The sequence below is a fragment of the Frigoribacterium sp. Leaf186 genome (genome assembly GCF_001423905.1).
Classification (GTDB): Bacteria; Actinomycetota; Actinomycetes; order Actinomycetales; family Microbacteriaceae; genus Frigoribacterium.
The window spans coordinates 198,706-225,519 of record NZ_LMPQ01000012.1; the positions used below are offsets into that span (position 1 = coordinate 198,706).

Below are 26,814 nucleotides of genomic sequence, written 5' to 3' on the forward strand. Positions count from 1 at the left end.
ACTCGCCCCCCGAACGGGTGTCAAGGCCTCGCGGTGAAATCGTCACCGACGCCGTCGTACGGCGCCGCGACGTCGCACGGCGGACGAGGTCGGCGGGGGACGACTCAGGACGGCAGGCCGAAGAGGCTCGGGAACGCCGTCGCGGCCCACGGGTAGCCGACGAAGACGGCGGCATCCATCAAGAAGTGAGCGATCACCAGGGGCAGCACCCGGCCGAAGCGCACGTAGAGCCAGCCGAAGGCGACCCCCATCACGACGTTGCCGACGAAGGCCCCGAACCCCTGGTAGAGGTGGTAACTGCCGCGCAGCAGGGCCGCGGTGACGATGATCGACCACGTCCGCCAGCCGAGATCGCGGAGGCGCGCGAAGAGATAGGCGACGACGATCACCTCTTCGGTGACGCCGGCCCGCAGGGCCGACAGCAGCAGCACCGGCACCGTCCACCAGTGCTCGCCGAGGTTCGTCGGCACGACCGTGACGGTGAGGTCGAGCGCCTTGCCGACGAGGTACAACCCGATGCCGGGGATGCCGATGGCGAGCGCGAGCCCGACGCCGCCCAGGGTGTCGCGGCCGGCCCGCGAGAAGTCGACGCCGAGGCGGCCGAGGTGCGGCCGCTCCTCGCGCCAGAGCAGGAAGGCCACCAGCAGCACCGGCACGAGGTCGACCGCGACGCCGAGCACCTGGTAGGCGAGGTCGAAGAACTCCCGGCTGCTCAGTGGCGAGTTGAGCGTCGCCGTCTGCTGCGAGAGGGCGGTCTGCTGGGTGAGCCGGTTCACGATCGACAGCACCGAGTACACGGCCGAGGCGCCGAGCGACAGCCCGAGCACGATCGCGATCTCGACCCGGAGGCGCGCGCGCGTCATCGGGGCCGGGTACGGTGCGAGGACCACGGGTGGTGTCGCGTCGGAGGCAGGGGCGTCGGGGCGGCTCACGGGGGTGATCGTACGCGGCCGGCGTGAGTGGGCCGACCCGCGCCTCCCGGGCGACGGCGAACAATACCTGCCAGGTGGCGGATTTCTCGCAGCCGATTCCTGCGAACTTCAGGTCGTCCGCGCAACGAACTGCATGCCTGCGCAACGATCCGGCGACTTGGTTTCCGTCGTGTAACCGTTGTCGCGGTGGTTTGGTGATGCCCGAAGCCGGTGCTTAGGCTCACTGCATCCAACGCGGCACGGCCCCTGGGCACAGTGCTGCGTCCTTTCCCGCATCAGGAGGAACATTGAAGAAGACGCGCATGGGCCTGTCGGCCGTCGCCGTCGTGGGGACGGCAGCACTCGTCCTCACCGGTTGCGCCAGCGGCAGCGGGGACGACTCGTCGTCCGGTGACGCTTCCGCGGTGATCACGACGAACGGCAACGAGCCGCAGAACCCGCTGATCCCCTCGAACACCACCGAGGTCGGCGGTGGCAAGATCATCGACTCGATCTTCGCCGGCCTGATCAGCTACGACGCCAAGGGTGCGTCGGTCAACGACGTCGCCGACAGCATCACGTCGGACGACAACCAGAACTGGGACGTCAAGATCCGCGAGGGTCTGAAGTTCACCGACGGCACCGACGTGACCGCCGAGTCGTTCACCAAGGCCTGGAACTGGGCCGCCCAGCTCAGCAACGCCCAGGGTGGCAGCTACTTCTTCGACGACATCGAGGGCTTCAGCTACGACGCCGACAGCGACCTCGCCCTCGAGGTCGTCAGCCCCACCGAGTTCACCGTCCAGCTGACGGCGCCCGAGGCCGACTGGCCGCTGCGCCTGGGCTACTCGGCCTTCTCGCCGCTGCCCGAGGCGTTCTACGACGACACGGCGGCCTTCGGTGAGAACCCGATCGGCAACGGCCCGTACAAGCTCGACGGGGAAGGCGCCTGGACCCACAACCAGGACATCAAGCTCGTCACCAACGCGGACTACGACGGCCCCCGCACGCCCAAGAACGGTGGCCTGACCATCAAGTTCTACACGACGCAGGACGCGGCCTACGCCGACGCCCAGTCGGGCAACCTCGACATCCTCGACGCCGTCCCCGACAGCGCGTTCGAGACCTACACGGACGACTTCCCCGACCGCAACGTCAACCAGCCGGCCGCGATCTTCCAGTCGTTCACCATCCCGCAGTACCTCGAGCACTTCGACGGCACGACGGACGAGGGCAAGCTGCGTCGTCAGGCCATCTCGATGGCCGTCAACCGCGACGAGATCACCAAGGTGATCTTCCAGGACACCCGCACCCCCGCCAAGGACTTCACGTCGCCCGTCATCGACGGCTACTCCGAAGACCTCGAGGGTTCGGACGTCCTGACGTACAACGAGAGCGAGGCGAAGAAGCTGTGGGCCGAGGCCGACGCCATCTCGCCGTACGGTGACACCACCTTCAGCATCGCCTACAACGCCGACGGTGGCCACCAGGCCTGGGTCGACGCGGCGGCGAACAGCATCTCGAGCACGCTCGGCATCAAGGCCGAGGGCAAGTCGTACCCCGACTTCAAGGGTCTGCTCGACGAGGAGTCCAACGACGCCATGACCGGCGCGTTCCGCTCGGGTTGGCAGGCGGACTACCCGTCGCTGTACAACTTCCTCGCGCCGCTCTACCAGACCGGTGCCGGGTCGAACTACGGCCGCTACAGCAGTGACCAGTTCGACACGCTCGTCAAGGAAGGCAGCCAGGCCGGTTCGGTCGAGGACGCCAACGCGAAGTTCCAGGACGCCCAGGAAGTCCTCTTCGAGGACCTCCCGGCGATCCCGCTGTGGTACTCGAACGTGACCGGTGTCTGGGCCGACACGGTCGACAACGTCGAGTTCGGCTGGAACTCGGTGCCCCTCTACTACGAGGTCACCAAGAACTAGCTGCACCAGCGACGAGGCACTAGCCTCGATCAGCGCTCGAGAGGGGGCTCGGAGCAGACACGATCTGGTCCGGGCCCCCTCGACGGGCGTCCGCCACTTCCCGACACGATTGCGAACCGCGATGCTCCCGCACCACACCGAGGAGGACTGATGCTCTGGTACACCGGTCGACGACTCCTCCAATTGATCCCCGTGTTCTTCGGGGCCACCTTCTTGATCTACTTCATGGTCTTCGCCGTGCCGGGCGACCCCGTGGCGGCACTGTTCGGCGACAAGCAGCCGAGCCCCCAGGTCCTCGAGCAGATCCGGGCGCAGTACAACCTCGACAAGCCGTTCATCGTGCAGTACCTGCTCTACATCGGCGGCCTGTTCACGGGCGACCTGGGCACCACGTTCTCGGGTCGGCCCGTCATCGACGAACTCGTCCGGGCCTTCCCCATCACCTTCCGTCTGGCGATGCTCGCCCTCGTCTTCGAGGCCGTGGCCGGCATCGTCGTCGGCCTCGTGGCCGGCCTGCGCAAGGGCAAGCTCTTCGACACCAGCGCCCTCGTGGTGAGCCTCCTGCTCATCTCGGTGCCCATCTTCGTCGTCGGCTTCGTGCTGCAGTACGTCTTCGCGATCAACCTCGGCATCTTCCGCACCACGGTCAGCTCGCAGGCCCCCTGGGGCGAGCTGATCCTGCCGGCCATCGTGCTGGCCAGCGTCTCGTTCGCCTACATCGTGCGTCTCACGCGGGCCTCGGTCTCCGAGAACATGAGCGCCGACTTCGTGCGCACCGCGACGGCCAAGGGCCTGACCCGCAACCGCGTCGTCACGGTGCACATCCTGCGCAACTCCCTCGTCCCGGTCGTCACCTACCTCGGCGTCGACATCGGCTCGCTGATGGTGGGCGCGATCGTCACCGAGGGCATCTTCAACATCCAGGGAGTGGGTGGCACGGTGTACCGCGCCATCCAGCTCGGCGAGGGCCCGACGGTCGTGTCGTTCGTGGCCGTCATGGTGATCATCTTCATGCTCGCCAACCTGCTCGTCGACCTGCTCTACGCCGTTCTCGACCCGAGGATCCGCTATGCCAAGTAACGACAACCCCCGTCTGTCGAGCGGCCACTTCGTCGCCGACCTCGACGAGACGCCCATCAAGGCGGTCGACGCCGTCGACGAGTCCGAGAAGCCCCGTTCGAGCTGGAACGACGCCTGGGACTCGATGAAGACCCGGCCGTTGTTCTGGATCTCGGCTGCGCTCATCGTCCTGGTCATCGTCGTCGCACTCGCACCCGGGCTCTTCACGAGCGTCGTGCCGACGGCCGCCGACCTCTCGAAGAGCAACCAGGGGTCGCAGAGCGGCCACATCATGGGCTTCACGCGCCAGGGCACCGACGTGTTCTCGCGCGTCGTCTACGGCACCCGTGCCTCCCTGACCGTCGGCCTCCTGGCCACGGTGCTGGTCACCCTGATCGGCCTGATCATCGGTTCGCTCGCCGGCTTCTACGGCGGCTGGCTCGACGCCGTCGTCTCGCGCATCGGCGACATCTTCTTCGCGATCCCCACCGTGCTCGGTGCCATCGTGCTGATGTCGGTGCTGCCCTCGCGCACGCCGCTGACCGTGGCCCTCGTGCTCTCGCTCTTCGCCTGGCCGCAGATCGCGCGCATCATGCGAGGTTCGGTGCTCGGTGCCAAGAACAGCGACTACGTCACGGCGAGCCTCGCGCTCGGCGTCTCGCGGTTCCGCATCCTCATCCGTCACGTCGTCCCCAACGCGATCACCCCGGTCATCGTGGTCGCCACGGTCTCGCTGGGCACGTTCATCGTCGCCGAGGCGACCCTGTCGTTCCTCGGCATCGGCCTGCCGAGCGGCACGATGTCGTGGGGCAACGACATCAGCCAGGCGAGCGTGTCGATCCGCACCGCGCCGATGACCCTGTTCTGGCCCGCGGCCGCGCTGTCGATCACGGTGCTGTCGTTCCTCATGATGGGCGACGTCGTGCGCGACGCCCTCGACCCGAAGGCGAGGGCCCGTCGATGACGTCCACCTCCACGCGTCCCGAGCAGGCGGCCAGCGCCTCCTCGGCCGTTCCCCTCCTGCAGATCAAGAACCTGCAGATCGGCTTCAAGACCCAGGCGGGCTACGTCGACGCCGTCCGCGGAGTCGACATCACGATGAACCAGGGCGAGACCCTGGCCATCGTCGGCGAGTCCGGGTCGGGCAAGTCCACCTCGGCCACGTCGATCATCGACCTGCTGCCGGGCACCGGCAAGGTCACCGGGGGCGAGATCCTGTTCGAGGGTCGCGACCTCGTCAAGGCCAGCGCCGCCGAGATGCAGTCGATCCGTGGCCGCGAGATCGGCTACGTGCCGCAAGACCCCATGTCGAACCTCAACCCGGTCTGGAGCATCGGCTTCCAGGTCGAGGAGGCGATCCGCGCCAACGGCATCGCCACCGGCAAGCGCGAGGTCCGCGAGCGGGCGATCGAGGTGCTGAAAGAAGCAGGGCTGTCCGACGCGGGCGACCGACTCAAGCAGTTCCCGCACCAGTTCTCGGGTGGCATGCGCCAGCGCGTGCTGATCGGCATCGGCCTCTCGTCGAGGCCGAAGCTCCTGATCGCCGACGAACCGACCTCGGCCCTCGACGTCACCGTCCAGCGCCGCATCCTCGACCACCTCGAGACCCTGACGCGCGACTACGGCACCTCGGTGCTCTTCATCACGCACGACCTGGGCCTCGCCGCCGAGCGGGCCGAGAAGCTCGTGGTCATGTACAAGGGCCAGGTCGTCGAGTCGGGTCCCTCGAAAGAGATCCTGGCCGACCCGCAGCACCCGTACACGCAGCGACTCGTCGCCGCGGCGCCTAGCCTCGCGAGCCAGCGCATCCAGTCGAGCATCGCCCCGACTCACGCCCACGGCCTCGCGATCTCCGACGAGGGGGCCGACGACGCCGAGATGATCTCTCGTGCACGTCAGCGTGAAGAGGCCGGCAAGAAGAACGCCGAGTACATCAAGGTCGAGAACCTGTCGAAGGTCTACAAGATCCGCCAGGGCGGGTTCAAGACGACCGAGCTGCGGGCCGTGGACGACGTGTCCTTCGCCATCCCGCGGGGCACGACGATGGCCCTCGTCGGCGAGTCCGGCTCGGGCAAGTCGACGGTCGCCAAGCTCGTGCTGCAGCTCGAGTCGATCACCTCGGGCACCGTGGCGATCGACGGCCAGAGCGTCGGTGCGTTGACGGGCAAGGACCTCTTCGACTTCCGTCGTCGCGTCCAGCCGGTCTTCCAGGACCCCTACGGTTCGCTCGACCCGATGTACAGCGTCGGCAACACCATCGCCGAACCGCTCGTCACCCACGGCATCGGCGACCGCTCCAGTCGCCAGGCCCGCGTGCGCGAGCTGCTCGACCAGGTCTCGCTGCCGGCCTCGACGGTCAACCGTTACCCGAACGAGCTCTCGGGCGGTCAGCGGCAACGCATCGCCGTGGCCAGGGCGCTCGCGCTGAAGCCCGACGTGATCGTGCTCGACGAGGCCGTCTCGGCGCTCGACGTGCTCGTCCAGGGCCAGGTGCTCGACCTGCTGACCGACCTGCAGACCGAGCTCGGCCTGACCTACCTCTTCATCACGCACGACCTGGCGGTGGTCCGGCTGATCGCCGACAACGTCAGCGTCATGCAGAAGGGGCGCGTCGTCGAGGCGGGCACGACCGACGAGATCTTCGCCAACCCCGCACAGCAGTACACGCGGGAGCTGCTCGAGGCGATCCCCGGCGCGAACTTCGAGTTCGGCCGGTAGTCGACCCGCGCCTCCTGGTGTCGAAGGGGCCCCTCGGCTGTGCCGCGAGCACGGCGGAGGGGCCCCTTTACCACGTGCCGTAGACTGTGTTCGCCGGGCTCTGACCCGACCACTTCCCCCTCTCTCTTCTCGTAAGGAATACATCCATGGCGACTGCCATCCGCAGCGACCTGCGCAACGTGGCGATCGTGGCCCACGTCGACCACGGCAAGACGACCCTCGTCGACGCCATGCTCAAGCAGACCAACTCGTTCGACGCGCACTTCGACACTGAAGACCGCATGATGGACGGCAACGAGCTCGAGCGCGAGAAGGGCATCACGATCCTCGCGAAGAACACCTCGGTGCTCTACAACGGTGCCCACGCGACCGACGGCCCGATCACCATCAACGTGATCGACACCCCCGGCCACGCCGACTTCGGCGGTGAGGTCGAGCGCGGCCTGTCGATGGTCGACGGCGTCGTGCTGCTCGTCGACGCGTCCGAGGGCCCCCTGCCCCAGACGCGCTTCGTGCTGCGCAAGGCCCTCGCGGCCAAGCTGCCCGTCATCCTGCTGGTCAACAAGACCGACCGCCCCGACGCGCGCATCGACGAGGTCGTCGCCGAGAGCCAGGACCTCCTCCTCGGCCTCGCCAGCGACCTGAGCGAAGAGGTCGACGACCTCGACCTCGACGCCATCCTCAACGTGCCCGTCGTCTACGCCTCGGGTCGCAACGGCGCCGCGTCGACGAACAAGCCCGACGACGGCTCGCTGCCCGACAACCCCGACCTCGAGCCCCTCTTCGAGGCGATCCTCACCCACGTGCCGGCACCGCGCTACGACGACGAGCACCCCCTGCAGGCGCACGTCACGAACCTCGACGCCTCGCCGTTCCTCGGTCGTCTCGCGCTGCTCCGCGTCTTCCACGGCACCCTGCAGAAGGGCCAGACGGTCGCCTGGGTCAAGTCCGACGGCTCGGTCCAGAACGCACGCATCACCGAGCTGCTGATCACGAAGGCCCTCAGCCGCTACCCGGCCGAGAGCGCGGGCCCCGGCGACATCGTCGCCGTCGCCGGCTTCGACACCATCACCATCGGCGAGACGCTGTCCGACCCGGACGACGTCCGCCCGCTGCCGACCATCACGGTCGACGACCCGGCCATCTCGATGACCATAGGCACGAACACCTCGCCGATCATCGGCAAGGTCAAGGGCCACAAGCTGACCGCCCGCATGGTCAAGGACCGCCTCGACCGCGAACTGGTCGGCAACGTGTCGCTCAAGGTCCTCGACGTCGGACGCCCCGACGCGTGGGAGGTCCAGGGCCGCGGTGAGCTCGCGCTGGCCATCCTCGTCGAGCAGATGCGCCGGGAGGGCTTCGAGCTCACGGTCGGCAAGCCGCAGGTCGTCACGCGTCGCGACGAGAACGGCAAGCTGCAAGAGCCGTTCGAGCACATGACCATCGACGTGCCCGACGAGTACCTCGGTGCCGTCACGCAGCTCATGGCCGCCCGCAAGGGCCGCATGGAGAACATGGCGAACCACGGCTCGGGCTGGGTGCGCATGGAGTTCATCGTCCCCTCGCGCGGCCTGATCGGCTTCCGCACGCAGTTCCTCACCGACACGCGCGGCACCGGCATCGCCAACGGCATCAGCCACGGGTACGGCCCCTGGGCCGGCGAGATCTCGACCCGCACCAACGGTTCGATCATCGCCGACCGTTCGGGTGTCGTCACCCCCTTCGCGATCATCAACCTGCAAGAGCGCATGTCGTTCTTCGTGCAGCCGACCGAAGAGGTCTACGAGGGCATGGTCGTGGGCGAGAACTCGCGCGCCGACGACATGGACGTCAACATCACCAAAGAGAAGAAGCTGACCAACATGCGTCAGTCGACGGCCGACAACTTCGAGTCGATGACGCCCTCGAAGGTGCTGTCGCTCGAGGAGGCCCTCGAGTTCGCCGGTGACGACGAGTGCGTCGAGGTCACCCCCGACGCCATCCGCATCCGCAAGGTCGAGCTCGACGCGTCGGCCCGCCAGCGCAGCACGGCTCGCCTCAAGAAGCAGAACGCCTAAGCACCACCGCACCATCGCACCACACGCCGAGGAGGCGGTCCGCACCACCGCGGGCCGCCTCCTTCGTGCATCCCCCGCACGTTCTGCGTGCGCCCACAGCGTCCCCGGCTAATCTCGCGACGTGCCGACCCAGAAGAACACCCTCACCCGCTCCGCCGCCACCCTCGCGCTGGCGTTCGGCCTCGTCGCCGGCCTGACCGCGTGCGGCGAGGGCTCGCCCGTCGACAACATCGTCGGCGGTGCCGTCGACAGCGGCATCGAGAGCCTCAAGGGCACGGCCCAGAAGGCCGTCGAAGACGCCGCGGGCGAGGCGCTGAACGGCGCCGGCATCACGACCGACGGCACCCTGCCCGCGAGCTTCCCCGCCGACGTCCCTCTCGTCGAGGGCACCACCCGCGGTGGGGGAGCAGGCCCCGACGGCACCGGCTGGGTCGCCCAGATCGCCGTCTCGGGGGCGGACCAGTTCGCGGTCGCCCAGCAGCAGCTCGAGGCCGCCGGTTACACCGCGTCCGGCGTCGACGCCGACGCCGACAGCGGGTTCGGCACGTTCACCGGGGCCACGTACCGCGTCGTGCTCACCGTCTCGACCGACGGTGACGGCCAGGTGCTCGCCACCTACGTCGTCACCCCCGTCTGACGCCGCACCGACCGCCGACCGCCGACCGCCGACGGCCGCGGCTCAGGCGAAGAGCGTCTCGCCCACCCAGCCGCCCGACGACGCCCCCGGCGGCACGGCGAAGATCGCCGAGCCGACGTGCGTGACGTACTCGTTCATCCGGTCGTTCCGCGAGAGCGCCTGCTGGATCGGCACGTACTGCCGCCGCGGGTCGCGGTTGAACGCGATGAAGAACAGCCCGGCGGCCAGACGGCCGAGTTCGTCGTTGCCGTCGACGAAGTTGTAACCGCGGCGCAGCAACGTGGCCCCGTCGTTGTTCTGGGGGTGTGCCAGGGCGACGTGCGAATCGGGGGCGATGGCCGGCCCGGTGCCCGTCGAGGCGGCGGCGGCGAAGTCGGGTGCCGTGAACTCGGTGCCGCCCGAGAGCGGGGCGCCCTCGCCCTTGTCGCGGCCGACGACCGTCTGCTGCTCGCCGAGCGAGGCGCGGTCCCAGGTCTCGATCGTCATGCGGATCTTCCGGGCGACGAGGTACGAGCCGCCGTCCATCCAGGCGGCCCCGTCCGACGCGGTCGCCCAGACGCCGTCGTCGACCGCGGCGCCGTCCTCGGCCTTGAGGTTGGCGGTGCCGTCCTTGAACCCGAACAGGTTGCGCGGCGTCGTCTGGCCGCGGGTCGTCGACGAGGTGCGGCCGAAGCCCAGTTGCGACCACCGCAGGGAGGCGCGGCCGAAGGCGATCCGCGAGAGGTTGCGGATCGCGTGCACCGCGACCTGCGGGTCGTCGCTGCAGGCCTGGACGCAGAGGTCGCCGCCGCTCGCGGCCGCGACGAGCTGGTCGCCCGAGAAGTGCGGCAGGTCGACGAGGGCCGGAGGCCGCTGCGAGGCGAGCCCGAAACGGTCGGTGCCGTCGGCGGCCGTGAACAGGGTCGCCCCGAAGCCGATCGTGACGGTCAGGCCGGCGGCGGGCAGGCCCGTGGCCTCGCCGGTGTCGTCGGGTGGGGCGAGCAGACCGCCGCCCGTAGCGCCGGTGGGGCTCACCTCGAGCCCGGCCGTCAGGCGTGAGGCCGCGTAGCTCCAGTCCTTCAGCAGCTCCATGAGCTCGGCGCGCGTGACACCGTCCGCGACGTCGAACGACGCGAAGTGCAGGCGGTCCTGGGCCGCGGTCACGATGCCCGACTGGTGGCCGCCGAAGAACGGGTACGAGGCGGACGCGCCGGACGACCCGTCGGCGTGTGCCTGCACCGCGCGGTCGGTGCCGACCCCGACGCCGAGTCCGAGCACGCCCGCTCCGACGCCCGTGCCGACGAGCCCCAGCAGACCGCGGCGCGAGAGGCCGCCTCCGTCCGTCACCGTCAGGCGACCAGCGCCGAGGTCAGCCTGCTCAGCGGCTCGCTGAGGGCGTTGACGGCGTCCGACAGCTTCTTCTTGTCGGCGTCGGTCAGCTCGGTGTACGAGGGGTAGCCCTGGTCGAGGCTGCCGTAGCCGGCGAGCAGCGTCTCGACCTTCGTCAACTGGGTGTCGATCGAGGTGGCCAGCTCGGGGTCCTTCCGGTCGACGACGTCGCGCACCCCGTCGAACGCCACCCGGGCGCCCTCGAGGTTGCCCTGGAAGTCGGAGAGGTCGGTGTGGGACCAGATCTCCTCCTCGCCGGTGATCTTGCCGGTGGCCACCTCGTCCATCAGGCCGACCGCGCCGTTGGCGATCGTGTCGATGCCGACGGTGAAGTCGCTCGCCGTGACCTCGTCGTAGAGGTCCTTCGTGTCGCTCGTCAGCAGGTCGGCGTAGTGGGCACGCTCGTCGGCCGTCAGGGGGACGTACGCCGCGCCTCCGTTCTCGGCCGCGGCGGGCTGCCAGAGGTCCTTCTCGATGCGGTGCCAGCCGGTCCACTCGGTGCCGGGCTCGACGTCGGCCTCGCGGAAGTCGATCTTCGGGTCGAGGTCGCCGAACGACTCGGCCACCGGCTCGATGCGCTCGTAGTGCGCCCGGGCCGACGGGTAGAGCGAGCGGGCCTTCTCGTCGTCGCCCGCGGTGTACGCGGCGAGGAACTCGTCGGTGGCCGTGACGAGCTGCCCGGTCTGGTCCTTGACGTAGCCCACGTAGGCGGTCGCCGCCGCGTCGATCTGCTCCTTCTCGCTGCCGGTCGGCTCGACGGCGGCGCCCGAGTCGGTCACCGTGAAGGAGGCGCGCACGCCCTCGCCGACGAGCCCCGGCACGCAGGCGGTGTAGTAGTCGCCGGCCGGCACCGAGACGGTCATCGAGCCCGACGTGCCGGGGCCGATGTTCTCCTTCTCGCTGACGATTCGCAGGCCGTCCTCGGCCAGCAGCTCGAACTCGCTGTTGTCGCTGCCCGTGTTGGTCATGGTGAAGGTGACCGGGCCGCTCGGCACCGAGGTGGTCGAGAGCGAACACGTGTCGTCGGAGCCGTCGACGGTCACGGCGGTGGCCGCGGACGACCCGGCGGGGGAGTTCGCGACGCAGCCGGTCAGGGCCAGCACGAGGGCGGCGACGCCCGAGGCGACGGCGAGGGGGCGGACGGGGCTGGCGGTCATCGGGGTGCTCCTGTGGTGCGGGGGGACGGGGTGGTCGAGAGGGTGGCCGTGCGGTGGTCCGTCATCGCCGGGGCGTGCGTCGAGGACGCGCCCGAGGCGGTCGACGTGGTCGAAGCGGTCGAAGCGGTCGAAGCGGTCGAAGCGGTCGACGCACTCGACGCGCCCGACGGACGGGGGCGACGTCGACGGGTCGCCCGCACGAAGAGGGGCACGACGACGGCGAGGTAGGCGAGCCAGACGACGACCTGCAGCCAGCTCGGCGTCGGCGTGAAGTTGACGAGCCCCTGCAGCAGGGTGCCGTACCAGCTGGTCGGCGGCACGGCCGCGCTGACGTCGAAGGCCAGGGAGGCGCGGCCCGGCAGCACGGACGCCTCCTGCAGGTCGCCGACCCCGTAGGCGAGGACCCCGGCGGCGACGACGATCAAGAAGTACCCGGTCACGCGGAAGAACCGCGCGACGTCGAGGCGCACGACGCCGCGGTAGATCGCGAGCTGGATCGCGACCGCGGTGAGGATGCCGAGCACGGCGCCGACCAGGGGCGCCGTTCCGCCGCCGGTCGACTGCACCGTCGCCCAGACGAAGAGAGCGGTCTCGATGCCCTCGCGCCCGACCGAGAGGAACGCCAGGGCGACGACGGCCCAGGCGCCGCCGACGAGGGCGCGCTCGAGGCCCGACTCGAGCTCGCCGCGAAGGCCTCGGGCGGTGCGCGCCATCCAGAAGACCATCCACGTGACGAACCCGACGGCGACGATCGACAAGCCGCCGCCGATGATCTCCTGCGCCTGGAAGGTCAGGCCGTACGTGCCGAAGGTCAGGACGGCGCCGATGCCGAGCGAGAGCGCGACGGCGGCGCCCACGCCGAGCCAGAGGCGGGGCAGGACGTCGCGTCGGCCGACCTTGACGACGTAGGCGACGAGGATGCCGACCACGAGGGCGGCCTCGAGGCCCTCTCGGAGTCCGATGAGGTAGTTCGCGAGCACGGGGACGGCTTTCTCGAGAAGGGGAGCGGAGCTCGTCGTCGAGCAGGAACGGGAGGCGCGGGGCGACCAGGGCGCACAGGCGGCGGTCGGACCGAACGGCTCGGTATGGTTAGGCTAACCTCACTTAGGTCACCCTCAGCCAGGACGACAGTAGTGCGGCGCGGCATATCCTGTCCAGTGATGAACTCTTCCGCCCCGCCGACGCCCGCGTCGCCCTCGACCCCCGGCGACCCGCGGCTCGAGCGCGTGCTCTTCGTCCACGCCCACCCCGACGACGAGACCATCACCACGGGTGGCACGATCGCCGCCCTGGTCGAGGCGGGTGCTGCCGTCACGGTCGTGACCTGCACACGCGGCGAGCTGGGCGAGGTCATCCCCGACGACCTCGCGGCACTCCGCGACGACCCGGCCGCCCTCGCCGTGCACCGTGAAGGCGAGATCGCCGCCGCGATGCAGGACCTCGGCGTCGACGACCACCGATTCCTCGGGTCGCCCGGCGCCCGCACGGCGGGCCTGCCCGAGCGCGCCTACCGCGACAGCGGCATGGTCTGGCGGTCCGACGGCGTCGCCGGGCCCACGCCCGACCTGCACCCCGCCGCGTTCTGCGCCGCCGAGTTCGGCGAGGTCGTCAGCGACCTGTCGGCCGTCGTGCAGTCCGTCCGCCCGACGGCGATCGTCAGCTACGACGAGGACGGCGGCTACCACCACCCCGACCACGTGCGCGCGAACCGGGTCGCCGTGCGCGCCGCGCGCCTCGTCGGCGTGCCGTACTTCGCGATCGTGGCCGGCGCCGAGTCGGCCGAAGGGCCCGAGGCCGATGCGCTGGCCGCTGACGACACCGTGTTCACGATGGACGCCCGGCACGTCGCCCCGCGCAAGCTCGCCGCGTTGCGCGACCACCGCAGCCAGGTCGAGGTGGTGGACCTGCCGGGCGGCAGGGCCGGCATCCGCTTCCCCCACGGGGCCGTCGAGCCCGTGACCGTCCGCGAGTCCTTCCGTTTCGTCAGCGAACCGACCGCCCCCGAGGGCGTCTCCGAGATGGCCCGGATGACGACGGGCGGCCGGGTCACGGCGCTGGTCCTGGCCCTCGCCGCCGGGGCCGTGTTCGGCATGATCGGCACGGTGATGCACCAGTCGACGATCACGATCGGCGGCGCACCGATCTGGTCGGGGCTCGTGCTCGCCCTCCTGATGAGCCTGGCGCTGCTCGCCGGGCTCCGGTCCCTGTTCGGCTCGCGTGCCGTGGCCGGCGTCGCCGCCGTCGGGCTCGTCGGCGCGCTCGTCGTGCTCTGGCAGGCGAGCCCCGGCGGTTCGGTGCTGCTGCCCGCCAACACGCCCGCCTACGTCTGGCTCGTCGGGGTCGTCGTCGTCGTCACCCTCGTGCTCGGCTGGCCGCGCCTGCGGGGCGGCAGCGCCGGGGGCGCGACGCCGCCCGGCGACCCGACCCGCGCCTCCTCGGTCGGGGCGCAGCCCACAGGCGATAGGCTGGACGCCCTGCCCGACGCGAAGGGAACCCCCCAGACGTGACGTACGTGATCGCACTGCCCTGTGTCGATGTCAAAGACCGTGCCTGCATCGACGAGTGCCCCGTCGACTGCATCTACGAGGGCGAACGCTCGCTCTACATCCACCCCGACGAATGCGTCGACTGCGGTGCGTGCGAGCCCGTGTGCCCGGTCGAGGCCATCTACTACGAAGACGACCTGCCCGACAAGTGGGCCGAGTACTACAAGGCGAACGTCGAGTTCTTCGACGAGATCGGTTCGCCCGGCGGCGCGGCCAAGGTCGGCGTCATCGCGAAGGACCACCCCGTGATCTCGGCGCTGCCCCCTCAGGGCGCCGGCGCCTAGGTCGACCTCCGTGGCGCTCGACCTGCCCGAGTTCCCCTGGGACGCCCTCGTGCCGTACGCGGCGACGGCTCGGCGTCACCCCGGCGGCATCGTCGACCTCAGCGTCGGCTCGCCGGTCGACCCGACGCCCGACGTCGTGCGCGAGGCCCTCGCCGTCGCGACCGACGCGCACTCGTACCCCCAGGTGGCCGGCACCCCGGCACTCCGTTCGGCGATCGCCGAGTGGTACGAGCGCCGACGGGGCGTGACGGGCCTCGGCGACGAGAACGTCCTGCCGACCATCGGCTCGAAAGAGCTCATCGCGGGCATGGCGCTCTGGCTCGGCATCGGCCCGGGCGACACCGTCGTGTACCCGACGAACGCCTACCCGACGTACGCCCTCGGTGCCGCCCTCGTCGGCGCGACCGCACTGGCGTCCGACGACCCGGCCGAGTGGCCGACCTCCACGAAGCTCGTCTGGCTGAACAGCCCGGGCAACCCCGACGGGGCCGTCCTCGGCGTCGAGGCCCTGCGGGTCGCCGTCGCACGGGCGCGCGAGCTGGGCGCCGTGATCGCCGGCGACGAGTGCTACGCCGAGCTCGGCTGGTCGGGCGAGTGGGCCGACCGACCGACGCCGTGCATCCTCGACCCGCGGGTGGTCGGCGACGACCTGCGTGACGTCGTCTCGGTCTACTCGCTCAGCAAGCAGTCGAACCTCGCCGGGTACCGCGCGGGCTTCGTGGCCGGCTGCGACCACGTCCTCGGTCAGCTCCTCGCCGCGCGGAAGCACGCCGGCCTGATGCCGCCGGCGCCGGTGCAAGAGGCGATGGTGGTCGCGTTGGCCGACGAGGCCCACGTGGTCGAGCAGAAGGCGCGCTACTCGGCCCGCCGAGCGCGCCTCCTGACCGCCCTCGAGGGCGCCGGGTTCCGCATCGACCGCAGCGAGGCCGGCCTCTACCTCTGGGCAACGCGCGACGAGGACGCCTGGTCGACCGTGGCCTGGCTGGCCGACCGCGGGGTTCTCGTCGCGCCGGGGTCGTTCTACGGGTCGGCGGGCGACCGCCACGTGCGCGTGGCGCTCACGACGACCGACGAGCGCATCGACGCCGCCGTGGGGCGACTCCGCACCTGACCGCTAGGCTGATCGGGTGACTGACACTGCCAACGACGCCCAGAAGGCCACGCTGCAGTTCCCGGGGGGAACAGCCGAGTTCCCGATCGTCGCGAGCACCGAGGGTGCCTCGTCGATCGACATCTCGACGTTCACCAAGCAGACCGGTTACACGACGCTCGACACGGGTTTCGTGAACACCTCCAACGCCCGCAGCACCATCACCTACATCGATGGTGACCAAGGCATCCTGCGCTACCGGGGCTACCCGATCGAACAAGTCGCCGCGAACTCGACCTACCTCGAGACCGCCTGGCTGTTGATCTACGGCGAACTGCCCACACCCGACCAGCTCGCCGACTTCGACGCGCGCATCCGGCGGCACACGCTGCTGCACGAAGACCTGCGCCGCTTCTTCGACGCGCTGCCGCACAACGCGCACCCGATGTCGGTGCTCTCGAGCGCCGTCGGCGCCCTGTCGACGTTCTACGAAGACAGCATGAGCGTGCACGACCCCGAGCAGGTCGAACTGCAGACGGTGCGACTGCTCGCGAAGCTGCCGGTCATCGCGGCCTACGCCCACAAGAAGAGCCTGGGCCAGGCCTTCCTCTACCCCGACAACTCGCTCAGCTTCGTCGACAACTTCCTCAAGCTGAACTTCGGCACGATGGCCGAGCCGTACGAGGTGAACCCCGTGCTCTCGAAGGCCCTCGAGCGCCTCCTGATCTTGCACGAGGACCACGAACAGAACGCCTCGACCTCGACCGTGCGCCTGGTCGGCTCGACGCAGGCCAACATGTTCTCGTCGATCTCGGCCGGCATCAGCGCCCTCTACGGGCCGCTGCACGGCGGCGCCAACGAGGCCGTGCTGAAGATGCTCGCCGAGATCCGCGACAGCGGCCAGGGCGTCGAGCGCTTCGTCGAGCGCGTCAAGAACAAAGAGGCCGGCGTCAAGCTGATGGGCTTCGGCCACCGGGTCTACAAGAACTACGACCCCCGCGCCAAGCTGGTGAAAGAGAGCGCCACCGAGGTGCTCGAGTCGCTCGGCGTGAAAGACGACCTGCTCGACATCGCGATGGAGCTCGAGGGCATCGCCCTGGCCGACGACTACTTCGTCGAGCGCAAGCTCTACCCGAACGTCGACTTCTACACCGGCGTCATCTACAAGGCGATGGGGTTCCCGCCCCGCATGTTCACGGTGCTCTTCGCCATCGGCCGGCTGCCCGGCTGGATCGCCCACTGGCGCGAGATGAACACCGACCCGACCACCAAGATCGGCCGCCCGCAGCAGTTGTACCTGGGCGCCACCGAGCGCGACTGGCCGCAGCGCTAGCCCGCCGGCACCGCCGGGCCATTCGGCTACGACGCCAGACGATGGGCACGACGCCAGGTTCAAGCCTGGTGTCGTGCCCATCTCGTGGTGTTGTGGCCGCGAACTCCGGTCGAGCCGACACGGGCCGCCGCGAGACGGGCAGCGGCCACGCGTGCAGCCGCTACGCGTGCAGCCGCTACGCGTGCAGCCGCTACGCGTGCAGCCGCTACGCGTGCAGCTGCGAGTTCAGCGTGATGCCGTGGCCCTTGCGGGGCAGCACCTCGACGGCGCCGGTCAGCGAGTTGCGGCGGAAGAGCAGGCCCGGCTGGCCCGAGAGCTCGACGGCCTTGACCGTCTGCGGCGAGCCGTCGTTCGTCGGGGTGCCGCCGACGATGACGACCTTGGTGCCGGCCGTGACGTAGAGGCCGGCCTCGACGACCGTGTCGTCGCCGATCGCGATGCCGATGCCGGCGTTCGCCCCGAGCAGGGCGCGGGCGCCGATGGTGACGCGCTGGGTGCCGCCGCCCGACAGGGTGCCCATGATCGAGGCGCCGCCGCCGATGTCGGAGCCGTCGCCCACGACGACGCCCTGCGAGATGCGCCCCTCGACCATCGACGACCCCAGCGTGCCCGCGTTGAAGTTGACGAACCCCTCGTGCATGACGGTGGTGCCCGGTGCGAGGTGTGCGCCGAGGCGGACGCGCGAGGCGTCGGCGATGCGGACGCGGTCGGGCGACACGTAGTCGAGCATGCGCGGGAACTTGTCGATGCCGGTCGCGACGATGCCCGCGCGCTGCAGCGACGGACGCAGCCGCGCGAAGTCGTCGGGGTGCACGGGCCCGGCGTTCGTCCACGTGACGATCGGCAGGTGCCCGAAGACGCCGTCGAGGTTGATCGTGTTGGGCTTCACGAGCAGGTGGCTGAGCAGGTGCAGGCGCAGGTAGGCGTCGGGGGTGGACGCAGGAGGCGCGCTCAGGTCGATCTCGACGGTCACCGGGACGAGGTCGACGGCTCGACGGTCGTCGGGGCCGGCCGCGTCGGCCAGCTCGGCCGGGACGATCTCGGGGTCGCGGTCGGCGGGCAGGCTGCCGAGCCGGGGGGAGGGGAACCAGGCGTCGAGGGTGGTGCCGTCCTGCGAGACGGTCGCGAGGCCGTACCCGTAGGCGTGGGTGGGGGCGGTGGCGGTGGCGTCGGAAGTCATGGACCAGAGCGTATCGGCAGCCGCCGACGACCCGGCTCGGAGGCGCCACCTGTCGTCGGCCCGTAAACTCGCCCGCATGGCACCGATCGACCTCTCCGTCTCGCCCGTCGACGTCACGAGGCAGCTCTGCGACATCCGCTCCGAGTCCGGCGACGAGCGCACGATCGCCGACGAGGTCTGGGCCACCCTCGAGGGGTGCGACCACCTCGACCTGTTCCGCGACGGCGACGCGATCGTCGCGCGGACGCAGCTCGGTCGGGCCTCGCGGGTCGTCATCGCCGGTCACGTCGACACGGTGCCGATCAACGACAACGTGCCCACCCGCTACGAGACCGAGGGCGGCGTCGAGTACCTGTGGGGTCGGGGGACCGTCGACATGAAGGCCGGCTGCGCCGTGCACCTGCGCCTCGCGGTCGAGCTGACCGAGCCGAACGTCGACGTGACGTGGGTCTGGTACGACCACGAAGAGGTCTCCGACGCGCTGAACGGCCTGGGGCGCCTCGCCCGCCTGCGGCCCGACCTGCTGGCCGGCGACTTCGCCGTGCTGGGCGAACCGAGCAACAGCGGGGTCGAGGGCGGCTGCAACGGCAACCTCCGCGCCGAGATCCGGACCTTCGGCGCCCGGTCGCACAGTGCCCGCTCATGGGTGGGCGACAACGCCATCCACAAGGCCGCAGCGATCCTCGACGTCCTGGCCGCGTACGAGGCACGCGAGGTCGAGGTCGACGGCCTCGTCTACCGCGAGGGCCTCAACGCCGTGGGCATCACCGGCGGCGTGGCCGGCAACGTGGTCCCCGACGAGTGCATGGTCCACGTGAACTACCGCTTCGCGCCGAGCCGCAGCGCCGACGAGGCGGTCGCGCACGTGCGCGGGCTCTTCGAGGGCTTCGACGTCACGATCGTCGACCTCGCGCCGGGCGCCCGGCCCGGCCTCGACGCGCCCCTGGCACAGCAGTTCCTGCAGGCGGTCGGCGGCGAGGCCAAGCCCAAGTACGGCTGGACGGACGTCGCCCGGTTCTCGGCCCTCGGGGTCCCGGCCGTCAACTACGGCCCCGGTGACCCGATGCTCGCCCACCACGACGACGAGCGGGTGCCCGTGCAGCAGATCCTCGACAACGAGCGCGGACTGCGGGCGTGGCTGACGGCCTGACCGTCGACGAGGTGGGTCGCGCCTCCTCGTCCCCGCCGTCCCGTCGTGGAGAGCGACGCCCCACGCCGCTGTCGTGGCGGCTGATGCTGCGGTACCGCCTGACGCCGTGGTGGGCCAGGGTGCTGATCGTCTTCGCCGTCTCGCGGGTGTTCAGCACGGTGGCCCTGCTGACCTTCGCGGGGGCCCAGCAGGCCAACGCCTGGACGCTCGCGAGCCCCGACTACGGCAGCTTCGCCACCATCTGGGACGGCCACTGGTACTACATCATCGCGGTGGTCGGGTACCCGGCCGACCTTCCGGTGACGGCCGACGGCCACGTCGGCGAGAACGCCTGGGCGTTCATGCCGGCCTACCCGTTCGTCGTCCGGGGGCTGATGGCCCTGACGGGTCTGCCCTTCGCCACCCTGGCGGTCGTCGTGTCGGTCGCCTGCGCGGCCGGCACCGCGTTGCTCTTCTACCGGCTGATGCGGCACTCGCTGTCGGAGTCGACCTCGCTCTTCGCCGTCGTGCTGTTCTGCGTCGCCCCGCTCTCACCCCTGCTGCAGCTGGCCTACGCCGAGTCGATGTTCTTGCTGCTGCTGTGCGCCAGCCTGCTGCTGCTCGTCCGACGGCAGTACCTGGCGATGCTGCCCGTCGTGCTGGTCTTGTCGTTCACCCGGCCCGGGGCGCTTCCCCTCGCCCTGGCGATCGGGCTGCACGGGCTGCTGCGCTGGTGGCACCGGCACGACGACCTTTTCCCGACGCGCGAGCGGGTGCGGGTGGCCGTCTCCGCCGCAGCCACCGCCCTCTTCGGCGTCGCCTGGCTCGTGGTCGCCGGGGCCGTGACGGGCGTGCCGGGGGCCTACACCGAGACCGAGCTCGCCTGGCGGGCGCCCTTCATCGGCTACGGGCCGCTCGTGCCGTTCACCCCGTGGGTCGACGGGGCGAACTGGTGGTTTCCGGGTGGTTCCGGCGTCGTCCTGCTCGTCGTCGCCGTGCTCGGCTTCACCGCCCTGATGCTGTCGCCCTGGGCACGGCGGACGAGCGTCGACCTGCGGCTCTGGGGGGCCGCCTACGCGCTCTACCTGCTCGCCGTGTTCTTCCCGCAGTCCAGCACCTGGCGGCTGTTGATGCCGTTGTTCCCGCTGCTGGGCGTGCTCGCGGTGCCGCGGTCGAAGGTCTACCGGGCCCTGCTCGTGGCGGCCTTCCTGGCGGCCCAGTGGGTGTGGTTGTACTACTGCTGGTGGGTGAACGGGTACGACTGGACGCCGCCGTGATCGACGGTCGGCCGCCGTCGTTTAGGTCGGGGGCAAGAAATCACGGATAATAGGACCAGCAACTTGCGAAAGGGGACTATCTGATGGCAGCCATGAAGCCGAGGACCGGCGACGGGCCTATGGAAGCCGTTAAGGAGGGTCGTCTCATCATCGTGCGTGTTCCGCTCGAAGGTGGGGGGCGCCTCGTGGTGTCGGTCAACGACGACGAAGCCAAAGAGTTGCACGACGCCCTCGCCGGCGTCGTGAACGCCTAGTCGGCCGCTTCCTTAACAACCCCGGACGCCCCGACCGTCGCACCTGCGACGGGCGGGGCGTCCGTGCGTCCGGGCTCGCGTGCACCGGTCGGTCGACGCGGCCCCGAGGCCGGGAGGCGCGGTGCCGCTCTCGGAAGCAGCCGCGGTCTCGGCCGTGGCCTCAGCGCTTGACGAGCGAGAGGAGGCCGTCGCCGGCGGTCGAGAGCGAGCTGATCACCGCGGGTGACGTCGAGACCTCGGTGAGGAGCGTGCGGAACCCGGTCGTCGTGGCGTCGCGGACGGCCGGGTTGGCCACCTTGCCGTGCCACAGCGCGTGGGCGACGAGCACGAGGCCGCCGGGGCGGGCGAGCCTCAGGCCGTGCTCGACGTACTCGATGACCGACCCGGGGTCGGCGTCCACGAAGACGATGTCGTACGAGTTCTCGTTCATCCGCGGCAGCACGTCGGCGGCCCGACCGGCGATGAGGCGGAAGCGGCCGGCCGGCACGCCCGCCTGCAGGTAGGCGTCACGCGCGGCCTGCTGGTGCTCGATCTCGCGGTCGATCGTCGTCAGGACGGCTCGGGGTGCACCGGAGAGCAGCCAGAGGCCGCTGACGCCCAGGCCCGTGCCGACCTCGATGATCGACGTCGCGTTCGAGGCGGCGGCCACCACGGCCAGTTGGGCGCCGACCGCCGGTGAGACGGCCTCGACCCCGACCTCGAGCGAGTGCTGTCGAGCCTCGGCGATGGCGTCGCTCTCGGTGACGAGTTCTTCCGCGAACTTCCAACTTGACTCTATCTGCGACACACCCACTCCTCGAAAGGCCAACTCTAGGGGGTTCCCCGAGTCGTCACCGGTTAGTCTGCATGCGTGTCCATGTTCGGTCTGACGTTCGACAAGCTGCTCATCATCGGTGTGCTCGCGGTCTTCCTGCTCGGTCCCGAACGCCTGCCCGGGTACGCCTCGAAGCTGGCGCAGCTGGTCCGCACGGTGCGCGACATGGCCAACGGTGCCAAGACCCGCATGCGCGACGAGATGGGCCCCGAGTTCGACGACGTCGAGTGGCAGAAACTCGACCCCCGGCAGTACGACCCGCGCCGCATCATCCGTGACGCGTTGCTCGACGGGCCGGACGACCTGCCGAAGCCGTCGGCACCCAGCATGGCGACCGCCGGTGCCGCAGCCACGGCGGTGTCCGCGGGGCTGCCCGGCGGGCGGTCGCCGGGGCAGGTCGTGCCCCTCGCCGTGGGCGAGGTGCCGCCGTACGACTCCGAGGCGACCTGACCCGACTCCGGGGGCGCGCCTCCTGGGCCGTCATCGCGACGGGCGCGACAAGCGAGGTCGCACGACGTGCGCCCGACCAGGCGTCCGGTCAGACGCCGCCGTGGAGGGCAGCGACGCGCGAGGCCTCGGCCCGCAGGGCGTCGACCACGCGGCGGACCGAGGGGCGTTCGGCCCGGTCGCGCCGCAGCAGGGCCGACACCCACCGGACGGCCCGGATGCTCTCGAGGGGGACGAGCACCATGTCGTCGCGGGCGTCCTTGGCCGTGAACCGGGGCAGCACCGCGATGCCGAGACCGGCCCCGACGAGCGACTCCGTCACCTTGGTGTCGCTGAAGCGCTGGGCGACCCGCACGGGGCTGCCGGTCACGCGCTCGATCTCGCGGTAGACCCACTCGAACGGGAAGTCGTGGGGCACGCCGATCCAGTTCTCACCCTCGAGGTCGCCCGGCGCGAGCGAGGCGCGTCCCGCGAGGCGGTGGTCCGCCGGGAGCGCGATGTCGAGGGGCTCGGTCAGCAGGGGCACGGTGACGAGACCGCGGCCCGGCCAGGGCTTGTCGTCGGACGAGTGCGCGATCACGACGTCGTGGTCGGCGGCCAGTTCGGGGAACTCGCGGATCGACGGGTCGTGGTCGCTCGCGACGACGACGAGGCCCGGCGTCTCGGCCACCGTCCGCAGCAGGCCGGGAAGCAGCATCTGCCCGCCGGTGGGGAAGGTGGCGAGCGTCACCTCGCCCTGGGGGGTCGCGACGAAGTCGTCCCAGACGGCCTGCGCCCGCTCGAGGGCCACCGCGACGTCGGTCGCCGTCTGGGCGAGCACCCGACCCGAGCCCGTGAGCACGATGCCGCGGCCGACGCGTTCGGTGAGGGCGACCCCGGCCTCGCGTTCGAGCACCTTGAGCTGCTGCGAGACGGCACTCGGGGTGCGGTGGGTGGCCCGTGCGACGGCGGCCACGCTGCCCCGTTCGGCGAGCTCCCTGAGCAGTTCGAGACGCTTGACATCCATGTAGCAAAACTACGCTGTTTCGGTAGAAACGTGAGATTGATCTAACGCTTTGTCGGGCGCATCATTGAAGAGTCCCCGGAGCGCGCCGTAGCGCTCCCGAGCTCCGGTCGACCTGGTCCCGGGCTCGGTGGCGAATCCATCCCACCACGCAGAACCGCGCGTCCACCCGCGCCAGAAAAGAGTGCATCATGCTCACCGGAATCATCGTCCTCGTCATCGCCGCCGTCGTCGGCATCGCCGGCTCGCTCGTCTCGGTCGCCCGTGACGGCTTCCGCGCCATCCCGACCAAGACCTACAACCGCTGGTCGTAGTCGACTCCGCGTCGGTCGGCTCGTCTCCCTCCTGAGCGAGTCCCGGCGCGTGTGCCGCCCCTGTGCTGGGGTGCGGCACGAGCACGTCAGGGCCCTGCGGGCCGGACGCTGTGACGAAAGGGCACCTCGCCGCGCGAGGTGCCCTTTCTGCACGTCCGGGACGGCGCCCCCGGGCAGACGACAGCGCGCCGGGTGAGCCGGCTGAACCCGGTCAGCTCGCGCCGTACCGGGTCAGCTGACGCTGAGCCCGAGCTTGCGACCGGCCAGGCCACGGGCCCGCACGGCGAGACTGCCCGCCAGTGCGTCGATGGCGGCCGCCGCGGGGTCGTCGGGGGAGGCGATCACGACGGGCACGCCGTCGTCGCCTCCTTGTCGCAGGCCCAGGCTGAGCGGCACGCTCGCGAGCAGCGGCACCTCGGCCTCCTGCCCGCGAGACAGGCGTCGTGCCGTCTCGGTGCCCCCGCCCGAGCCGAAGAGCTCGAGGACGCTGCCGTCCGCCTGCGGCAGACCCGCCATGTTCTCGACGACGCCGAGCAGGCGCTGGCCGGTCTGACGCGCGACGAGGCCGCTGCGTTCGGCGACGTCGGCGGCGGCGGGCTGCGGCGTCGTGACCACGAGCACCTCGGCGTGCGGCAGCAGCTGTCCCACCGAGATGGCGACGTCGCCCGTGCCGGGCGGCAGGTCGAGCAGCAGCACGTCGAGGTCGCCGAAGTACACGTCGGTCAAGAACTGCTGGATCGTGCGGTGCAGCATCGGCCCCCGCCAGGCGACGGCCGTCGAGGCGTCCTCGACGAACATGCCGATCGAGATCACCTTCACCCCGTGCGCGACCGGGGGCAGGATCATGTCGTCGACCCGGGTCGGCTTGACCGAGGCGCCGTCGGGGCCGACGAGGCCGAGCAGCCCGGGGATGCTGAAGCCGTACACGTCGGCGTCGACGATGCCGACCGCCAGGCCGCGCGCGGCGAGGGCGACGGCGAGGTTCGCCGTGACGGTGGACTTGCCGACCCCGCCCTTGCCGCTGGTGACGGCGTAGACCCTGGTCAGCGTCTCGGGGCCGAACTGCATGCCCCGGGCGGCGCGCCCGGCCCGCAGCTTCTCGGTGAGGGCGTGGCGCTCGTCCTTGGTCATGACGGTCACGTCCACGGTCACGTCCGTGACGCCGGGCACCGACGCCGTGGCCTCGCGGACGTCTCGCTCGATCGTGTCGGCGGCGGGGCAGCCCACGATCGTGAGCTTGACGCTCACCGTGGCCTTGCCTCCCGGGTCGACCACCACGTCGCCGATCATGTCGAGCTCGGTGACGGGCTTGCGGATCTCGGGGTCGAGCACGCGCCCGAGCGCACGACGCACGTCGTCGGGCGTCGCCGCGGGTAATCGGTCGGGCGTGGCGGGCTCAGCCACGGTGGCCGTCGTGCCGGGAGTCACGCCGCGAGGAGGACGAGGAGGCGCGGCTCGGCTCGACCGCGGAGGCCTCGTCGTCGTCACGCCGGTCGAGCTCGTCGAGCAGCGAGCGCAACTCGGCCCGGATGAAGTCCTTGCTGGCCATGTCGCGGATCGCGATGCGAAGGGCGACGACCTCGCGGGCGAGGTACTCGGTGTCGGCGAGGTTGCGCTCGGCACGCTGACGGTCCTGCTCGAACTGCACGCGGTCGCGGTCGTCCTGGCGGTTCTGCGCGAGCAGGATGAGGGGAGCGGCGTACGACGCCTGCAGCGACAGGATGAGCGTGAGCGCGGTGAAGCCGATCGCAGCGCTGTCGAACCGGATGCCCTCGGGGGCGAGGGTGTTGTAGATCATCCAGACGACGCAGAAGAGCGTCAGCGCGATCAAGAAGTACGGCGTGCCCATGCCGCGCGCGATCGACTCGGTGGCGCGGCCGAAGCGGTCGCTGCTGACGCGCTTGCGTCCGGGCAGCACCCGGGTGCGCAGGCCCTTGGGGGCGTCGAGGCGGACGTCGTTGCGGTTATCGCGTGCCATCGTCGCTCCTCGTGCTCTGACCGATCGTGGGGCGGCGGGCCCGGCCACGCGGTCGGGTGGCGGTCAACGGCTGGTCGGGGTCCTGGCTGCGCCAGTCGTCGGGCAGCACGTGGTCGAGCACGTCGTCGATCGTGACTACGCCGACCAGGCGGTGGGCGGAGTCGACCACGGGCACAGAGACGAGGTTGTAGGTGGCCATGACCCGCGTGACCTCGAGGGCCGTCGCGTCGACCCGCACCGGCTCGGTCGTCTGGTCGAGGATCGTGCCGAGGCGTTCGTTGGGCGGGTACCGGAGCATCCGCTGGAAGTGCACCATGCCGAGGAACCTGCCGGTGGGCGGTTCGTAGGGCGGCAGGACGACGCAGACGGCGGCCCCGAGTGCCGGTGCCAGCTCGTGACGGCGGATCAGGGCGAGCCCCTCGGCCACGGTCGCGTCGGCCGAGACGATGACCGGCTCGGTGGTCATGAGGCCGCCGGCGGTGTCGGAGTCGTAGCTGAGCAGCATGCGCACGTCGTCGGCCTCGTCGGGCTCCATCAGCGTCAGCAACTGCTCGGTGCGTTCGTCGGGCAGCTGGGCGATGAGGTCGGCGGCGTCGTCGGGCTGCATCTGGTCGAGGACGCTCGCGGCCCGGTGGTCGTCGAGGCCGGCGAAGATCTCGACCTGCTCGGCCTCGGGCAGCTCTTCGAGGACGTCGGCGAGGCGGTCGTCGGACAGCTCTCCGGCCACCTCGAGTCGTCGCTCGGGCGTGAGGTCGAGCAGCGTGTTCGCGAGGTCGGCCGGCACCAGGTCGGAGTAGGCCGCGATGAGGTGTTCGGCGCTCTGCGACTCGCCGGTGCCCGATTCTTCGACCACGTCGTCCCACGCGGCGAACGCCGTGGGCGGCTTGACGAACGGTGACGGCGACGTCTTCGGCTTGCGCAGGAAGAGCTGGCCGACCTCCCAGTCGCCCTCGCTCACCTCGTCGATCGCGACGTCCTCGATGGTCGCGTGACCGCCGCCGTGCCGGAACGAGACCCGCCGGCCGAGCAGGTCGGCGATGACCCGGGTCTCGCCCCCGCGCTGTTCGAAGCGGCGGAGGGTGATGACGCCGTTGGTGATGATCTGACCCGAGCCGATGCTCGTCACGCGGCCGATGCCGACGAAGACGCGGCGCTTGCCGGGGACCTCGACGACGAGGCCCACCACGCGGGGTGCGCCCGAGCGGCGGTAGACCACGAGCACGTCGCGGACCTTGCCGACCTTGTCGCCTGCGGGGTCGAAGACGGAGCAACCGGCCAGCCGGGCGACGAAGACTCTGGTTGCACTCACGCGTCCAATTTAGTCGCTCGC

Annotated in this window: 25 protein-coding genes; 15 read left to right on the forward strand and 10 right to left on the reverse strand. The window is 70.5% G+C overall.

The window, feature by feature from the left end:
- Positions 1–104: 104 nt before the first annotated feature.
- Positions 105–863, reverse strand: a complete 759-nt coding sequence (locus ASG05_RS14040; protein ID WP_056263051.1) for a CPBP family intramembrane glutamic endopeptidase — start codon at positions 861–863, stop codon at positions 105–107.
- Between the two features lie 356 nt (positions 864–1,219).
- Between ASG05_RS14040 and ASG05_RS14045 the strand changes: the two genes are divergently transcribed.
- From ASG05_RS14045 to ASG05_RS14070, 6 genes are all read left to right on the forward strand, one after another.
- The gene (locus tag ASG05_RS14045; protein WP_056262193.1) at positions 1,220–2,839 is read left to right on the forward strand and encodes an ABC transporter substrate-binding protein; all 1,620 of its coding nucleotides are present in this window, start codon (positions 1,220–1,222) and stop codon (positions 2,837–2,839) included.
- A gap of 150 nt (positions 2,840–2,989) precedes the next feature.
- A complete protein-coding gene (locus ASG05_RS14050) occupies positions 2,990–3,919 on the forward strand; it encodes an ABC transporter permease (RefSeq protein ID WP_056262198.1) in 930 nt (309 codons plus the stop codon).
- Positions 3,909–4,862, forward strand: coding sequence for an ABC transporter permease (locus ASG05_RS14055; protein ID WP_056262202.1), 954 nt, complete (start codon positions 3,909–3,911; stop codon positions 4,860–4,862). Before ASG05_RS14050 ends, ASG05_RS14055 begins: the two co-directional genes overlap by 11 nt.
- Entirely contained in the window at positions 4,859–6,616 is a 1,758-nt protein-coding gene (locus tag ASG05_RS14060) for an ABC transporter ATP-binding protein (RefSeq protein WP_056262206.1), read from the forward strand. Before ASG05_RS14055 ends, ASG05_RS14060 begins: the two co-directional genes overlap by 4 nt.
- Before the next feature lie 146 nt (positions 6,617–6,762).
- Positions 6,763–8,673: a translational GTPase TypA gene (typA, locus tag ASG05_RS14065; protein ID WP_043595466.1), complete on the forward strand. Its 1,911-nt coding sequence runs from the start codon at positions 6,763–6,765 to the stop codon at positions 8,671–8,673.
- Between the two features lie 121 nt (positions 8,674–8,794).
- Positions 8,795–9,310, forward strand: coding sequence for a hypothetical protein (locus tag ASG05_RS14070; protein ID WP_157490255.1), 516 nt, complete (start codon positions 8,795–8,797; stop codon positions 9,308–9,310).
- Between the two features lie 42 nt (positions 9,311–9,352).
- Here ASG05_RS14070 and efeB read toward each other — a convergent pair whose 3' ends face one another.
- From efeB to efeU, 3 genes are read right to left on the reverse strand one after another with little or no spacing between them, the layout of a single operon-like run.
- Positions 9,353–10,642 carry an iron uptake transporter deferrochelatase/peroxidase subunit gene (gene efeB, locus ASG05_RS14075; RefSeq protein ID WP_056263057.1) on the reverse strand — a complete coding sequence of 430 codons (1,290 nt, stop codon included), beginning with the start codon at positions 10,640–10,642 and terminating at the stop codon, positions 9,353–9,355.
- Positions 10,639–11,835, reverse strand: a complete 1,197-nt coding sequence (efeO, locus tag ASG05_RS14080) for an iron uptake system protein EfeO (protein ID WP_056262211.1) — start codon at positions 11,833–11,835, stop codon at positions 10,639–10,641. The genes efeB and efeO overlap by 4 nt, the downstream gene beginning before the upstream one ends.
- The gene (gene efeU, locus ASG05_RS14085) at positions 11,832–12,815 is read right to left on the reverse strand and encodes an iron uptake transporter permease EfeU (protein ID WP_082486826.1); all 984 of its coding nucleotides are present in this window, start codon (positions 12,813–12,815) and stop codon (positions 11,832–11,834) included. Before efeU ends, efeO begins: the two co-directional genes overlap by 4 nt.
- A 180-nt stretch (positions 12,816–12,995) precedes the next feature.
- Between efeU and ASG05_RS14090 the strand changes: the two genes are divergently transcribed.
- Genes ASG05_RS14090 through ASG05_RS14105 form a run of 4 tightly spaced genes read left to right on the forward strand, consistent with a single transcriptional unit; the run spans position 12,996 to position 17,088 of the window.
- Positions 12,996–14,342 (forward strand): PIG-L family deacetylase, encoded by a 1,347-nt coding sequence (locus ASG05_RS14090; protein WP_056262213.1) that lies wholly within the window; start codon positions 12,996–12,998, stop codon positions 14,340–14,342.
- Entirely contained in the window at positions 14,339–14,665 is a 327-nt protein-coding gene (gene fdxA, locus ASG05_RS14095; RefSeq protein WP_043595461.1) for a ferredoxin, read from the forward strand. Before ASG05_RS14090 ends, fdxA begins: the two co-directional genes overlap by 4 nt.
- Positions 14,666–14,675: 10 nt before the next feature.
- A complete protein-coding gene (gene dapC / locus ASG05_RS14100; protein ID WP_056262216.1) occupies positions 14,676–15,776 on the forward strand; it encodes a succinyldiaminopimelate transaminase in 1,101 nt (366 codons plus the stop codon).
- Positions 15,777–15,792: 16 nt separating this feature from the next.
- Positions 15,793–17,088: a citrate synthase gene (locus ASG05_RS14105; RefSeq protein ID WP_082486828.1), complete on the forward strand. Its 1,296-nt coding sequence runs from the start codon at positions 15,793–15,795 to the stop codon at positions 17,086–17,088.
- Between the two features lie 205 nt (positions 17,089–17,293).
- Here ASG05_RS14105 and dapD read toward each other — a convergent pair whose 3' ends face one another.
- Positions 17,294–18,268 (reverse strand): 2,3,4,5-tetrahydropyridine-2,6-dicarboxylate N-succinyltransferase, encoded by a 975-nt coding sequence (dapD, locus tag ASG05_RS14110; protein ID WP_056262221.1) that lies wholly within the window; start codon positions 18,266–18,268, stop codon positions 17,294–17,296.
- Positions 18,269–18,344: 76 nt separating this feature from the next.
- On the opposite strand from dapD, the gene dapE reads away from it, so the two are divergent.
- From dapE to ASG05_RS16035, 3 genes are all read left to right on the forward strand, one after another.
- Complete coding sequence (dapE, locus tag ASG05_RS14115) at positions 18,345–19,418, forward strand: succinyl-diaminopimelate desuccinylase (protein ID WP_056262224.1); 1,074 nt, start codon at positions 18,345–18,347, stop codon at positions 19,416–19,418.
- The gene (locus ASG05_RS14120; RefSeq protein ID WP_235491528.1) at positions 19,403–20,674 is read left to right on the forward strand and encodes a hypothetical protein; all 1,272 of its coding nucleotides are present in this window, start codon (positions 19,403–19,405) and stop codon (positions 20,672–20,674) included. Before dapE ends, ASG05_RS14120 begins: the two co-directional genes overlap by 16 nt.
- Before the next feature lie 83 nt (positions 20,675–20,757).
- Positions 20,758–20,928 carry a DUF3117 domain-containing protein gene (locus tag ASG05_RS16035; protein ID WP_082486829.1) on the forward strand — a complete coding sequence of 57 codons (171 nt, stop codon included), beginning with the start codon at positions 20,758–20,760 and terminating at the stop codon, positions 20,926–20,928.
- A 160-nt stretch (positions 20,929–21,088) separates the two neighbouring features.
- On the opposite strand, the gene ASG05_RS14125 is transcribed toward ASG05_RS16035, so the two are convergent.
- The gene (locus ASG05_RS14125) at positions 21,089–21,715 is read right to left on the reverse strand and encodes an O-methyltransferase (protein WP_056263061.1); all 627 of its coding nucleotides are present in this window, start codon (positions 21,713–21,715) and stop codon (positions 21,089–21,091) included.
- 69 nt (positions 21,716–21,784) lie between these two features.
- Between ASG05_RS14125 and ASG05_RS14130 the strand changes: the two genes are divergently transcribed.
- The gene (locus tag ASG05_RS14130; RefSeq protein WP_056262230.1) at positions 21,785–22,192 is read left to right on the forward strand and encodes a hypothetical protein; all 408 of its coding nucleotides are present in this window, start codon (positions 21,785–21,787) and stop codon (positions 22,190–22,192) included.
- 88 nt (positions 22,193–22,280) lie between these two features.
- Here the strand turns inward: ASG05_RS14130 and ASG05_RS14135 are convergent, their stop codons facing one another.
- On the reverse strand, positions 22,281–23,195 hold the full coding sequence (locus ASG05_RS14135; RefSeq protein WP_056262232.1) for a LysR family transcriptional regulator: 915 nt from the start codon (positions 23,193–23,195) through the stop codon (positions 22,281–22,283).
- Positions 23,196–23,383: 188 nt separating this feature from the next.
- Between ASG05_RS14135 and ASG05_RS16995 the strand changes: the two genes are divergently transcribed.
- Positions 23,384–23,506: a hypothetical protein gene (locus tag ASG05_RS16995; protein WP_255349746.1), complete on the forward strand. Its 123-nt coding sequence runs from the start codon at positions 23,384–23,386 to the stop codon at positions 23,504–23,506.
- 231 nt (positions 23,507–23,737) lie between these two features.
- Here ASG05_RS16995 and ASG05_RS14140 read toward each other — a convergent pair whose 3' ends face one another.
- Genes ASG05_RS14140 through ASG05_RS14150 form a run of 3 tightly spaced genes read right to left on the reverse strand, consistent with a single transcriptional unit; the run spans position 23,738 to position 26,793 of the window.
- Entirely contained in the window at positions 23,738–24,910 is a 1,173-nt protein-coding gene (locus ASG05_RS14140) for an Mrp/NBP35 family ATP-binding protein (protein ID WP_056263064.1), read from the reverse strand.
- On the reverse strand, positions 24,903–25,484 hold the full coding sequence (locus tag ASG05_RS14145; RefSeq protein ID WP_056262235.1) for a DUF1003 domain-containing protein: 582 nt from the start codon (positions 25,482–25,484) through the stop codon (positions 24,903–24,905). The genes ASG05_RS14140 and ASG05_RS14145 overlap by 8 nt, the downstream gene beginning before the upstream one ends.
- Entirely contained in the window at positions 25,471–26,793 is a 1,323-nt protein-coding gene (locus tag ASG05_RS14150) for a magnesium transporter MgtE N-terminal domain-containing protein (RefSeq protein ID WP_056262236.1), read from the reverse strand. Before ASG05_RS14150 ends, ASG05_RS14145 begins: the two co-directional genes overlap by 14 nt.
- Positions 26,794–26,814 lie beyond the last annotated feature (21 nt).

What these genes read in the sequence shown, in the direction of transcription:
- ASG05_RS14040 (WP_056263051.1), bottom strand. Translation starts at nt 863, where the DNA reads ATGACGCGCGCGCGCCTCCGGGTCGAGATCGCGATCGTGCTCGGGCTG.
- ASG05_RS14050 (WP_056262198.1), top strand. Translation starts at nt 2,990, where the DNA reads ATGCTCTGGTACACCGGTCGACGACTCCTCCAATTGATCCCCGTGTTC.
- ASG05_RS14055 (WP_056262202.1), top strand. Translation starts at nt 3,909, where the DNA reads ATGCCAAGTAACGACAACCCCCGTCTGTCGAGCGGCCACTTCGTCGCC.
- ASG05_RS14060 (WP_056262206.1), top strand. Translation starts at nt 4,859, where the DNA reads ATGACGTCCACCTCCACGCGTCCCGAGCAGGCGGCCAGCGCCTCCTCG.
- typA (WP_043595466.1), top strand. Translation starts at nt 6,763, where the DNA reads ATGGCGACTGCCATCCGCAGCGACCTGCGCAACGTGGCGATCGTGGCC.
- efeO (WP_056262211.1), bottom strand. Translation starts at nt 11,835, where the DNA reads ATGACCGCCAGCCCCGTCCGCCCCCTCGCCGTCGCCTCGGGCGTCGCC.
- ASG05_RS14090 (WP_056262213.1), top strand. Translation starts at nt 12,996, where the DNA reads ATGAACTCTTCCGCCCCGCCGACGCCCGCGTCGCCCTCGACCCCCGGC.
- dapD (WP_056262221.1), bottom strand. Translation starts at nt 18,268, where the DNA reads ATGACTTCCGACGCCACCGCCACCGCCCCCACCCACGCCTACGGGTAC.
- dapE (WP_056262224.1), top strand. Translation starts at nt 18,345, where the DNA reads ATGGCACCGATCGACCTCTCCGTCTCGCCCGTCGACGTCACGAGGCAG.
- ASG05_RS16035 (WP_082486829.1), top strand. Translation starts at nt 20,758, where the DNA reads ATGGCAGCCATGAAGCCGAGGACCGGCGACGGGCCTATGGAAGCCGTT.
- ASG05_RS14130 (WP_056262230.1), top strand. Translation starts at nt 21,785, where the DNA reads ATGTTCGGTCTGACGTTCGACAAGCTGCTCATCATCGGTGTGCTCGCG.
- ASG05_RS14135 (WP_056262232.1), bottom strand. Translation starts at nt 23,195, where the DNA reads ATGGATGTCAAGCGTCTCGAACTGCTCAGGGAGCTCGCCGAACGGGGC.
- ASG05_RS16995 (WP_255349746.1), top strand. Translation starts at nt 23,384, where the DNA reads ATGCTCACCGGAATCATCGTCCTCGTCATCGCCGCCGTCGTCGGCATC.
- ASG05_RS14145 (WP_056262235.1), bottom strand. Translation starts at nt 25,484, where the DNA reads ATGGCACGCGATAACCGCAACGACGTCCGCCTCGACGCCCCCAAGGGC.